Source organism: Chryseobacterium sp. (genome assembly GCF_041914225.1).
In the GTDB taxonomy this organism is placed as follows: Bacteria; Bacteroidota; Bacteroidia; order Flavobacteriales; family Weeksellaceae; genus Chryseobacterium.
Map to the genome: position 1 here is coordinate 17,532 of NZ_JAYSDT010000022.1, position 13,047 is coordinate 30,578.

A 13,047-nucleotide genomic window follows, 5' to 3' on the forward strand; every position below is an offset into this window, starting at 1 on the left:
CTTAATTTATAATAGAGTTAAATACTTCCGGAACTTCATACACGTCTATTTTAAGAGAAGACTGGGAAATAAACTTATTGATATTGTCAAATAGGTTTATTCCTATACTCAGTGTATTTCCTGATCCTCCATAAGAACCTAATCTTGTACATGCAACACTTACCGTATGGTCCCCTTTGGAAAGATTATCTACAATCCCGATCTGGGTGTGGGTAAGGAAAGGATATGTAGTAGTAATGGCCTTCAGATTTCGCTGTCTCAGGTTGACCAGTTTGTCATCCACAAAAATTCCACAAGCATAATCTATTGAATTATCTGTACTTCCTGCTCCCCCAAAATCTGCCTGTACAACAGTTTCAAACTGAAAATAAGCTTTACTTTGAGTACTGAATACACTGATTACATGTGAAAGCCCGTCTATTTTTTTGAAGTTCGTAAGCGTACTATATTGTTTTCCCTGTGTAAATGTTCCTCCTCTGGAAGTAAGACTTACTGAAGAATTTTCCGAAGAGGTAAAGGTAATTCCTGTATCATCCGAGAAAGAATTGTTATAAATCAGGTAAAATTTATTAGGTTCATATTCAGGAATTCGAAGTGATTTCCACATCGGCGGAAAACCTTCCCCCTGAGAAACCAGCAGCTGGTCATTATTTCCATGGAAAACGGAGTTATCAGCAGAATTAAAAACCCCGATTTTATTTCTGAAATTAACATCTCCGTTTACATCAAGTTTTGCTTTTGGAGTCTCTGTTTTTATTCCTACCTGAGCTGATATTAAAAGTCCCGTGGTAAGAAGCAGCGTTGATAATAGTTTTTTCATCATTAGTTGTTTTTATAGCTCACGTATTCGATAACATCCATTTTCATTGTAGATTCCAGAGTAAATGCGCTGGAAGCCCCATTTGAAGACTGTACATTACGTCCGATCGCAAATTGCGAAGCAGAACTTGAAGTATCAATCTTTCTGCATGCAATGTCAATATTATGAACTCCTACAGGAACGTTCTGCTCAGTATAGTTAAGTGTAAAGATATAATCCTGAATCCCTGCTTTTCCGCTGTTGTTATTGGAAGCAATTCTGTCCGGACGTACAGCTACCAGTGTTCCGTTTCTGAAAACACCGCAGGCAAATCTGACACTCTGTATGGTAGTAGCTGTGGAAGCCTTCATTTCAACACCGGTCTGGAACTGATAGGTAAGCCTGTTTTTCCCGTTTTTGATGGTAAAAGTATTGCTAAGCCCATTTATTTTTTTCCAGTTCCCTTTGGTGATATCAGTGATATTATCCCCAACATTGTTGGTATAGACGCCATCACCTGCAACTCCATCAGTAAGTGATATAATACCCGTTTGATCCGACGACAGATAAGAATTGATCAGCTTATACTGCCCCTCTTCCATAAAGGAAACATTCAAAGATTTCCACACAGGAGGCAAACCCTCACCCTGAGAAACCAAAATCTGGCCGTTCAATCCGGCTTCTCCAGCCTGAGTTGAAGTCCCGCCTACTCTAAGTTCTTTTCTTAAGGTGGTTTTTCCGTTTACATCAAGAACAGACTTCGGTTTAGCAGTACCGATTCCCACCTGTGCGTTGGCATAGAAAGATAGAAATCCAGCCGCGCAGCAATATATAATTTTTTTCATAATAAGGACTGCAAAGGCACATAATGAAGTCCAAAAAATTCCAGTTATATATCGGTAAACCTATAGAAATAAACACATTAGAGAATAGAATTAATCACACATAAAAGTAGAATTATTTCTACATAACTCCACTTTTTACATTTAAAAAATAATATATAAGGTCTCAAACCCTTACTGTGCGGGAGTTTACAAAACTTCTTTACTCATTAAAGAGTGATTTTATACCTTTAGAAAAGGTCTTAATTCTCTTTAACAGGAATATTACAAAAGAAAAACATGATAACAATCACAAAAAAACGTATAAAAATTTAAGGCTTTTATACGTTTTTCACAATTTTTACAAACTTGTTCCTAAAGAACAAAAAGTAAAATTTAATTATGCTCAATAATCGCTTTCAGCAGTAGATTTACCTCATCTACATTTTTAACCTTTTCCTTTCTCATCATCAGCTGATTGCCTTCTTTTCCTGATTTCTCCTTCAGCTGAGCCTCAGCAGGGTTTCGGGTCAGATAATTAATAATATGCCTGAATCTGTCAGTCTGATAAAACTTATCCTGTGGATTTCCCGGGAAGTACCCTAAAAACACCCCGTTTTTCATGACAATTTTTTCAAAACCGATATCTGCTGCAAGCCATTTCAGGGAAACACTCTTCAATAGATTTACTGCTTCTTTAGGCAACGGTCCGAAACGGTCAATCAGCTCCAGCTCAAACTGATGAAGATCCGCCTCATTATTGATCTCGGCAATTTTCTGATATAATAACAGCCTTTCTTCTGTATTGGAAATATAAGAATCCGGCAGCATCAACTCTAAATCCGTATCGATATTGACATCCTTTACAGATTTGAAAAGCTTCTGCCTGTCTTCTTCATTTTCAAAAAGGTTTTCAAAATCAACATCATCTTTTAATTCTTCCAATGCTTCCTGCATTAGTTTCTGATACGTTTCAAACCCCATCTCATTGATAAATCCACTTTGCTCAGCACCCAGCAGATCACCGGCACCACGGATTTCCAAATCTTTCATTGCAATCTGAAAACCACTTCCAAGATCAGAAAACTGCTCTATCGCTTCCAGACGTTTTCTGGCATCGGAAGTCATCATGTCATAAGGAGGAGTAATCAGGTAGCAGAACGCCTTTCTGTTGCTTCGCCCCACCCTTCCTCTCATCTGGTGCAGGTCTGCCATTCCAAATCTTTGCGCATCATTGATGAAAATGGTATTGGCGTTGGGTACATCCACCCCACTTTCTACAATGGTGGTAGACACAAGAACATCATATTTCCCTTCCATAAAATCCAGCACATTTTTTTCAAGCTGTTTCCCTTCCATCTGTCCGTGCCCTGTAATCACTCTTGCATCCGGAACCAGCCTCTGGATAAGCCCTGCAATATCTTTAAGGTTTTCAATCCTGTTATTGATAAAATAGACCTGTCCATCTCTCTGAAGCTCATAAGAAACAGCATCACGAAGGGTTTCTTCATTGAATCCGATCAGCTGTGTCTCTACAGGCTGCCTGTTGGGCGGTGGAGTTTTGATCACGGATAAGTCTCTTGCCGCCATTAATGAAAACTGTAAGGTTCTCGGAATAGGAGTTGCCGTAAGGGTAAGGGTATCAACATTATTCTTCAAAGTTTTCAATTTATCTTTTACTGAAACTCCGAATTTGTGCTCTTCATCAATAATCAGCAACCCAAGATCTTTAAATTTCACGGAACTGCTTACCAATTGGTGTGTACCAATAATAATGTCTACCTTCCCGTTCTTCAGCGCTTCCAAAGTCTCTGATTTCTGCTTAGCTGTCCTGAACCTGTTTACATAAGCAACATTTACCGGGAAATCTTTAAGCCTTTCTTTAAAGCTCCTGTAATGCTGGAAAGCAAGAATAGTTGTAGGCACCAACACAGCCACCTGTTTGCCGTCTGTAGCCGCTTTAAATGCTGCTCGGATTGCGACTTCTGTTTTTCCGAAACCAACATCTCCACAAACAAGTCTGTCCATCACCGTATCAGCTTCCATATCTCTTTTTACATCGATGGTCGCTTTTTCCTGATCCGGAGTATCTTCGTAAATAAAGCTGGCTTCCAGCTCATTCTGCAGATAAGAATCCGGTGTATACGCAAAACCTTTGGCTGTTTTTCTCTGGGCATATAATTTGATAAGGTCAAAAGCGATCTGCTTAACCTTCGCTTTCGTTTTCTGCTTTAAAGATTTCCAGGTCGGAGATCCGAGCTTGCTCAGCACAACTTCCCTTCCATCCGGTCCGTTGTACTTCGAAATTTTATGTAAAGAGTGAATGCTTACATATAATAAGTCTCCGTTTTTATAAGTCAGTTTAAAACATTCCTGGATTTTCCCGTCGTTGTTCACTTTTACCAATCCCATAAATTTTCCGATTCCATGATCGATATGGGCGATATAATCTCCGATTTTCAGAGACATGAGGTCTTTCAGGGTAAGCTGTTCAGATTTGGCAAAAGTATTTTTAGCTTTGTACCTCTGATAACGGTCAAAGATCTGGTGATCCGTATAGACCATCAGTTTATGCCCGTTATCAACAAATCCTTCATGAAGTTCAGATTTAAAGCTTTTAAAAGGTAATTCATGTTCAAGCTCTTCAAAAATAGATTCCAGTCTTTCTTTCTGTTTTTCTGTGGAAAAAGAAATCCAGGTATCGAATCCATTGTTCTGCTTTTCCTCAATATCTTCAATCAATAATTCAAAGTTTTTATGAAAGGATGGCTGTGGAAGCTGATCCATTTTTACTTCAGTAACTTCTTTCAGGCCTTCAATCACCACTCCTCCAAAATCAACTGTTTTGAATTTTTTATAATCAAACAGGAACTCCTGGTCAGAAATAAAAAGTTCCTGCGGAGTTCTGTGAGCAATATCTTTACTCAGCGCATCATACTTTTCCAGGGACTTTTCATAGAATGTCCTGATCTTCTGCATTCCTACCATTCCGTTTTTAGAAATGACAAAGCTTTCATGAGGTAATAACTGCAGCAAAGACACTCTGGTTCCCGTCACTGAAAAGTTCATATTGGAAACCAACTGGAAATCCTTTACCTTATCTACTGAAAGCTGTGTTTCAATATCAAAAGTTTTAATGCTTTCCACTTCATTACCGAAAAACGTAATCCTATACGGCTTTTCATGCGAATAAGAAAAGACATCTACAATACCACCTCTTACAGAAAACTCACCCGGTTCGGAAACAAAATCAGCCTGCTGGAAATGATAATGATTAAGCAGTTCATCCACAAAATCAAAGTCCAGCTGATCACCCACTTTAATATGATGGGAAATCGCTTTAAAGTCCTCTTTTTTCAAAACCTTTTCAGACAGAGCTCCGGCATATGCCACAATAACTTTCGGAGATCTCCCGGAATTGATTTTATTTAAAACCTCAGTTCTTAAAACCAGATTGGCATTCTGTGTTTTTTCTACCTGATAAGGTTCAAGATGGGTTGCCGGAAAATATAATACTTTATCCTTACCCAAAAGATCCTCCATCTCCGTATTGGCATACAAAACATCCTCTTTATCATCTACCAGATAAAGAATATTTTTCTTCCGGACCAAAAAAAGCTCAGCCACAAAAATAGAAACCGAAGAGCCTGCATTTCCTTTTACGGCAATATGCTGATTATTTTCTAGCTGGGTAAAAATTTCTTTTCCAAATTCTTTCTGCAAAAGGTCTGGAAGGAACTTTTCATTGATGGATTTTAACTGCATAATTAGTAATAGTATAAACGACAAAAGCGATTTCGGGAGTTTTCCGAAACCGTTTATGATATACAAAGGTACGGATATTTTTTTCTTTGTTTAAGGAACAGAATGACTCCGGATTTTAAATGAATTTTATCACTGAAAAAATCTTAATTTTTTAGAAATTTATTTAATAACCCGTTAAAAAAATATATTTCTTTTGCTCATGGCACAGTGTTTGGCTTTTAAGTCAAAACCAAACATTAAGAATAGTATTATGAAAAAAGCAATTAAAATCCTAGGAGTTATGATGCTGTTGGTATTTACAGCATTATCTTTTTCGTCGTGCAGCAAAGATGACGACCCTGTTAACAATGAATTTTTTGCAGGCACCTACAAAGGGAAGATTTCTTATAATGATGGAGGCTCTACCAACATCAGCACGGATAACGGAAGTGTATTTGTAACAAAGATCGCGAGTGGCGCCAAGTATAATTTTGCTTTCTCAAACAGCATTCCGGACATTAATGGAGTAGAGTTTAATCAGGAAGGAGATCATACGCTTGTGATGGTAGGTTCTACTGCGACCTCTTATATCAGAATTGACAACAATACTTTAAAAATATTATTTGCAAAAGACGGCAAAACGTGGACAGCCAACTGTACACGCTAGATTTGTCTATTTATATATTATGCAAGCCTGTCTCCTCTATTGAAGACAGGCTTTTTGATTGTAAATGAAGTGTTTTAATATTTTTTTAAGCTGTAATAAACTTTAGTTAAGTTTAAAAATCCTAATTTTTTAGCCTGCTTTTTGTATATCTTTATTCAACAAAAACAAACAATAATTCTTATGAAAAAATTATTATCTGCAATGTCATTGATCCTTGGACTAGGACTTGCAACTGCCCAGCAGACTGCTCCCGCTAAAAGCACAACAGCACATCCACCTGTAAAAGCAACTGCTGTAAAGGCTGCTGCTAAACCGGCAGAAGTAAAAGCTGCCAAACCTGCAATGGATGCAAAAGCTGCGAAGCCTGCACAACCAGCCGCCAAAATGAAAAAAGACGGTACTCCTGATAAAAGATATAAGGAGAACAAATAAGCATAACATCAACATATAGTTGTTATTTTCATAATCAAATTTCGAAAAGCCGGTGGAACCTGTTCCATCGGTTTTTTTATATGATGCTTCGTAAAAAATGATTCCAGATTCTCTACTTATTTATAAATTTGACCCATGTTAAACTTCTTCAAGAAAAATGCAGCACTGATCTGGGCAAAGAAACATGTCCGAAAAGCAGAGGACTTCAAAAAAAATGCTGAGAAAGACCAGGAAGATTTACTCCTTTCTCTTGTGAACACGGCTCAAAAAACACTTTTTGGGAGGGAACATGATTTTGAAAACATCCATACTGTAAGAGAATTTCAGGACAGAGTTCCTGTAGCCGATTATGAAGATCTGAAACCTTATATTGAAAGAGTAAAGAAAGGGCAGGCAAATATTCTCTGGACAGAAACTCCTGAATATTTTGCCAAAACTTCGGGAACAACTTCAGGTTCTAAATACATTCCTATTTCCAAAGAAGGAATGCCATTTCAGATTGCCGGAGCGCAAAGTGCCCTTTTCCATTATATCAGCAAAAAAAACAATGCAGATTTTGTAAACGGAAAAATGATTTTTCTTCAGGGCAGCCCTGAACTGAAAGAGGTATTCGGAATAAAGACAGGAAGACTTTCCGGCATTGTAGCCCATCATATTCCCAATTATCTTCAGAAAAACCGCCTGCCAAGCTGGGAAACCAATATCATGGAAGACTGGGAAGCCAAGGTAGACAAAATCATAGAGGAAACGGAACATGAAAATATGACACTGATCTCCGGAATCCCGCCATGGCTGATCATGTATTTTGAGAAGCTAACGGAAAAACATAGTAAAAAGATCAAACAGCTGTTCCCGAATCTTCAGCTTATTGTTACCGGAGGAGTTAATTATGAGCCTTATCGTGATAAAATGGAAGAACTTTTGGGAGGTAAAGTAGATATTATCCAGACCTTTCCGGCGTCTGAAGGATTCTTTGCTTTCCAGGACGATTATACCAGAGAAGGTCTTCTGCTGCTTACTAATCATGGAATTTTCTATGAATTTATTCCTCTGGAAGAATATGGCAAACCCGGAGCAAGGAGATTAACATTAAAAGAAATTGAGCTGCATAAAGATTATGCACTGATCCTTACGACCAATTCCGGGTTATGGGCTTATTCCATAGGAGATGTTGTAAGATTTATCAGCAAAGATCCATACAGGATTCTGGTAAGTGGAAGAACCAAACATTTTACTTCTGCTTTTGGAGAACACGTGATTGCTTTTGAAGTGGAAGAAGCAATGAAAGCAACCCTTGAAAAATATCCGGCACAGATTACAGAGTTCCATCTTGCACCACAGGTAAACCCGGCTGAAGGACTTCCTTACCATGAATGGCTGATAGAGTTTGAAAAGGAGCCTGAGCATTTAGATGTATTCAGAAAGGAGCTGGATCAGCAGCTACGGGCAAGAAATACTTACTATAACGATCTGATTTCCGGAAATATTTTACAGCAGCTACACATCACGAGGCTTAAAAAGAATGCTTTCCATGAGTATGCCAAATCCCAGGGAAAATTGGGAGGCCAAAACAAGACTCCAAGATTGGCTAATGACAGGAAGATTGCAGATCTCTTAGAAATTTACAAACTTTAATCATATTTTTTCAATTCCAGAAACGTATATTCGAAAAAAATTATAAATTTGAAAAACTAAAAGAAAATAATGAAAGCATCTGTACTGTTGAAATCATCCTTACTAACGTCTTTATTTGTTATTACGTCTTGTGCTACGACAAAATACAGCGAAGATATTTCAAAAAACAATTACTCTAATCTTGAAGCCGGAAAAATCTACAAAGTCACCATGAGAGATGGTTCTCCGAAACAGACAATTTTATTCAGAAACGTCGTTGGTGAAAATCTTGTAGGTACAGCGGATAAAAAAGATAGTACAGAGGTAATTATTCCTAAAGCGAATGTAGCCGCTGTAAAAGACAGAAGAAAGGCCAGAATTGCTGCGGGTGCTACTCTTATCGGTGCTGCAGGTGTTGCTGCAATTGTATTGAGCTCTACAAGAGCCGACTAAAATAGATTTTATCTTTTGGGATATATTTAATATATCTTTTAAAAATCAACATATGAATAGTCCTAAATAAATTTTTAGGGCTATTTTTGTTCATGATTTCCTTTACCCCGTTACAAACATTACAAAATGTTGAGTTCAGAAATCTTCTCGCCGGGAGATTTTTTATTGTTTTAGCTTTCAGAATGCTTGCCACTTTATTGGGATGGTGGGTATATCAGTTAACAAAAGACCCTTTTTCAATCGGCCTTATCGGTCTTTCAGAAGTAATTCCTGCCGTAAGCTGTGCGCTGTATGCAGGACATGTTATCGATATGAATGAGAAAAAGAGACTGCTTCTCATTTGCAATTATGCTTATATTTTTCTGATCGGGCTTCTGCTGATTCCTGCATTTTTTAATGTGGAAATGCATTTTACCGGCCATCAGATCACGTATTTTATTTATGGCGTTATATTTTTTACAGGAATTGCAAGAGCTTTTATCGGCCCTATTGTTCCTTCCATGATTCCAAAAATTGTAAAGAAGGAAAATCTTCCGAATGCAGTAACTCTGAATCAGGCCACGTTCCTGATATCTTCTGTTTGCGGGCATGCTATTGGCGGTGTCCTTATTGGGTTTATCGGAGTAAAATGGACCCTGGTTGCTATTTTATCATTAATATTTGTCGCTTCATTATTCTTCTGGCAGCTTCATAAGCAGCATTCAGAATACAAAAAAGAAACGGTAAATGTTGTGGAAAGTATGCGTGAAGGAATTTCTTATATCTTTAAAACCAAAGAAATCCTGGGAGCACTATGCCTTGATATGTTTGCTGTACTTTTTGGAGGGGCAGTGGCTATGATCCCGGTATTTGCCACAGATATTTTAAAGTCGGGAGCGGAAGGCTTCGGATTGCTTAACGCAGCCTCTGATATCGGTTCTATGTGTATCATTACTATTTTATCTATTGTTCCGCTTAGAAAAAATCAAGGAAAGATCCTACTTGCTGTTGTTACCGGATTCGGGCTTTGCATCATTGGATTTGGTCTGTCCAAAATATACTGGCTGTCTTTTATGTTCCTGGTGATGAGCGGAATGCTGGATGGGATTTCCGTTGTTATCCGCGGTACCATTGTGCAGCTTAAAACTCCAGATCATATAAGAGGCCGTGTTCTGAGTGTGAATTCGATTTTCATCATGTCCAGCAATGAAATGGGACAGTTTGAAAGCGGGCTTATGGCTAAATTACTGGGGGTTGTACGCTCTGTTGTATTTGGAGGATGTATGACTGTTTTAGTTGCATTGATAGTAGGAAGCACCAATCCTAAACTGAGAAAAATGCAATATTAAATTATTGTTTATCAATTGTTTTAAAATCCTGACATATAAAAAATCAGAATTCGAAATACTTAAAATCAGAATAGAACGTTTTCTATTCTGATTTTTATTTTACAGCTGTTTTTTTTAAGCTAATAAAAGAATTCAATCTCAAAAATTTATCAAAACCACCAATATCTTTACGATGTCTGCATAATTTAATCTCAGGAATAAAATACCACATTTAAAACCAATACATTACTTTCATTAAATATATCTCAAAATCTTTAATTTAACGTTAATAATTTTTTATATTTGCCTCATAAACTATCCCCTATGACTAAACTTTTATTAATTTTGAGCTTTTTCATAACAGGTTCTCTGATGAATGCTCAATTTTTTTCAGATCAAACCTTACAGCAAAGTGCTTTGCAACTCGATAATGCAAAGACAGACAATGACTACGATACTCTTTTCAAAACATTTTCTGAAGCAAAAACTTCAGAGAAATGGAAAGCCAATTACTACGCTGCTGCTGCATTGTATCTTAAAACCGATTTTCTTTTGAAAAACGTCCCGAACAGCTCTCTTGGAGAACCTAACGAGTCTGCAAGAAATCTGGCGATGCAGGTTCTTTCTTCTGAAAAGAACAACGGAGAAGTGAACCTTCTTCTTGCTCTTATCCATTTTCAGAAAATCAGAATAAAGACGTCTGCAGATCCTCAAAAGGAGCTGAAGACAGTTACCGGCTTCATGACAAAAGCAGAAACCTCCTTAAAGGATAACCCCCGACTTTCTTTTCTAAAAGCTGAAATTGCTGAAAGACAGGGAAACAAAACGGAAGCTGTAAAGCTATACCAAAAGGCAGCCAAAGAATTTGAAACATCAAATGCTTCGTCCGGTTCACCTACCTGGGGAAGGCAGCTGATCGGAACAAATTAATCGTAAGAAAATGCATGATCTCCTGAACAATCGGGCGATCAGTTATTATTTGATATCTTCAAATAAGGAAAGCATTTTTAGTATTTAAAAAATTTAATATTTGTTTTTAAAATCGACTCTTATGAAAAAAACATTACTTGTTTTCTTAATCATATTTTCACATATTTTATTTGCCCAATCAGATTGTGCGACTGCAATGGCAGTCTGCGGTAACTCTGATATATCCTATACTCCCAACGGGCATGGAGACATTGCAGAAAACCTGGGCGGATGTTTATCTTCCAATGAAAAGTTTTCTGTATGGTATTCTTTTACAGTGGCTACAGGTGGAACTCTTACTTTTGAAATCATTCCTAATGACCAGTCTGATGATTATGACTTTGGTGTTTATGGCCCTAATAAATCATGTAATAACCTGGGAACTCCAATTCGCTGCTCTTATTCCGGACTAAGTGGAAACACGGGTCTTAATATGACTTCTGTTGACCTAAGTGAAGGTGCAGGAGGAGACAAATGGGTGAAATACCTTGATGTATTACCTGGTGAGACTTATTATTTAATTGTAAACAACCACAGAGAAACAGCTAACGGGTTTAAATTATCCTGGGGCGGAACAGCTACTCTTTCTTCTCCATTTACAGATCCTGCTATACAGCCTTACCCATTTATTCCACCGGGAATTCCGGGAGCCAACCCCGCTGATCCAAGAGAAGTAGTTGTATGTTCAAATCCTGCTACTTTTGATTTTGCATCATTATCAGCCGGAATTCTTAATGGTAACCCTAATTTCAGCATCAGCTATCACACCAGTCAAAACGATGCTTTAACAGGCAACAATCCTCTTATCGGCCCTCAGACAGTTACTCCTGTTGGTGTATATTTCTACAGTATCAACTATACTGATCCTGCCAATCCTAACAGCCCTATTAATAAATGTAGACAAATCGGTAAATTCAAATTTAAAGATGGGACGATTAAGGCTACCAATGTTACGCTAACGAGCTGTAACAACAACAATGCCGGTACAGCAACCTATGATCTTACCACTGCAGCTGTTTTTGCAGATCCTACCGCAACGAAAAAATATTACTATACATTATACGACCTGAATAACTCAATCAATGAGATTACCAATATTTATCAGTTTGTTTCTGCAGAAGGAAAAATATATGTAAAGGTTACGTCTGTATTCGGATGCAGTGATATTGCAGAGATTACTCTTAAATTCTATCCACAGATTATTGTAAAAGATGCTGAATTAAGATCATGTTTCATAGAATCTAACCCTGCTACCGCTTTATTCAATCTCGATAATGCAGCTGTGATTACACCGCAGGCCGGTATCACGAAGAAATATTTCCCTTCTCTTACTGATGCAATAGATGGGACGAATGAAATTTTAAATGCAAATTACGTTGCACCAAACGGTTTGGTATATGTAAGAGTATCTGATACCAGAGGATGTTATGTAATTGCTAAAATAGGCTTAACGGTCATTCCTCCTGTACAATCTAGTGTTCTGAAAGACAAGATCATCTGTATAGAAGACACGACAACTTTAGATGCCGGGCCTGGATTCAAAAGTTACGAGTGGAGCACGGGAGCTACTACCCAGTCTATCAAAGATGTAGGCGTAGGAAAGTATTGGGTAAAATTAAAAACAGGAGAATGTATCACTACCCAAACTGTAACGGTGTACCCTTCTGATCAGCCGGTTGTTACTAACATTGAAGTTTCCAACACCACATTAACAATCAATGTTATCGGAGGAACTCCTGACTATCAGTACTCAATGGATAAAATCACATGGCAAAACTCAAATACGTTCACCAATATTGCCAGAGGCACTTATAAAGTATATGTAAAAGATGCTTATGACTGTGAGCCTATTGAAGTGACTGTAGTGGTTCCAAACCTTATCAATATGATTACGCCTAATGGTGATGGTGTGAATGATGTTGTAGATTATTCTGCGATGGCAGACAAACAAAATCTTATTTTGAGTATCTTTGACAGATACGGAACAAAAATCCACCAGGGAGACAAATCAAATGGTTACAAATGGGACGGAACGATTGCAGGGAAGAAGATACCAACAGGTACATACTGGTACTCTGTAACATGGAATGAGAATGATAAAAAGAATACTCCTTTCAAGTTTTCAGGTTGGATTGTGGTAAAAAACAGAGAATAATCCTTTAGATAAAAAGCCGCTTTGGCGGCTTTTTCTTTTACAAATAATGATAAAAAATTTATTGATTTTCTAACTTGTTTAACAAA

General features: G+C 37.6%; 10 protein-coding genes. 7 read left to right on the plus strand and 3 right to left on the minus strand.

Going from position 1 to position 13,047, the window contains the following annotated elements; translation table 11 throughout:
• Window position 1: 1 nt before the first annotated feature.
• From ACE3RB_RS11565 to mfd, 3 genes are all read right to left on the minus strand, one after another.
• The gene (locus ACE3RB_RS11565; RefSeq protein ID WP_374464353.1) at window positions 2–823 is read right to left on the minus strand and encodes a hypothetical protein; all 822 of its coding nucleotides are present in this window, start codon (window positions 821–823) and stop codon (window positions 2–4) included.
• A complete protein-coding gene (locus tag ACE3RB_RS11570) occupies window positions 823–1,644 on the minus strand; it encodes a hypothetical protein (RefSeq protein WP_374464354.1) in 822 nt (273 codons plus the stop codon). Before ACE3RB_RS11570 ends, ACE3RB_RS11565 begins: the two co-directional genes overlap by 1 nt.
• A gap of 372 nt (window positions 1,645–2,016) precedes the next feature.
• Complete coding sequence (mfd, locus tag ACE3RB_RS11575) at window positions 2,017–5,385, minus strand: transcription-repair coupling factor (RefSeq protein ID WP_374464355.1); 3,369 nt, start codon at window positions 5,383–5,385, stop codon at window positions 2,017–2,019.
• A gap of 250 nt (window positions 5,386–5,635) precedes the next feature.
• On the opposite strand from mfd, the gene ACE3RB_RS11580 reads away from it, so the two are divergent.
• The 7 genes from ACE3RB_RS11580 to ACE3RB_RS11610 all read left to right on the plus strand — a co-directional run bounded on the left by ACE3RB_RS11580 (window position 5,636) and on the right by ACE3RB_RS11610 (window position 12,961).
• Window positions 5,636–6,031: a hypothetical protein gene (locus tag ACE3RB_RS11580; RefSeq protein WP_374464356.1), complete on the plus strand. Its 396-nt coding sequence runs from the start codon at window positions 5,636–5,638 to the stop codon at window positions 6,029–6,031.
• A 180-nt stretch (window positions 6,032–6,211) separates the two neighbouring features.
• Window positions 6,212–6,463, plus strand: coding sequence for a hypothetical protein (locus ACE3RB_RS11585; protein WP_374464357.1), 252 nt, complete (start codon window positions 6,212–6,214; stop codon window positions 6,461–6,463).
• A 135-nt stretch (window positions 6,464–6,598) separates the two neighbouring features.
• Window positions 6,599–8,098 (plus strand): GH3 auxin-responsive promoter family protein, encoded by a 1,500-nt coding sequence (locus ACE3RB_RS11590; protein WP_374464358.1) that lies wholly within the window; start codon window positions 6,599–6,601, stop codon window positions 8,096–8,098.
• Window positions 8,099–8,167: 69 nt separating this feature from the next.
• Window positions 8,168–8,530: a hypothetical protein gene (locus ACE3RB_RS11595; RefSeq protein WP_374464359.1), complete on the plus strand. Its 363-nt coding sequence runs from the start codon at window positions 8,168–8,170 to the stop codon at window positions 8,528–8,530.
• Window positions 8,531–8,622: 92 nt separating this feature from the next.
• On the plus strand, window positions 8,623–9,858 hold the full coding sequence (locus tag ACE3RB_RS11600) for an MFS transporter (RefSeq protein WP_374464360.1): 1,236 nt from the start codon (window positions 8,623–8,625) through the stop codon (window positions 9,856–9,858).
• Between the two features lie 303 nt (window positions 9,859–10,161).
• A complete protein-coding gene (locus ACE3RB_RS11605; RefSeq protein WP_374464361.1) occupies window positions 10,162–10,767 on the plus strand; it encodes a tetratricopeptide repeat protein in 606 nt (201 codons plus the stop codon).
• Between the two features lie 121 nt (window positions 10,768–10,888).
• Complete coding sequence (locus ACE3RB_RS11610; protein WP_374464362.1) at window positions 10,889–12,961, plus strand: T9SS type B sorting domain-containing protein; 2,073 nt, start codon at window positions 10,889–10,891, stop codon at window positions 12,959–12,961.
• The last annotated feature ends 86 nt before the right edge of the window (window positions 12,962–13,047 follow it).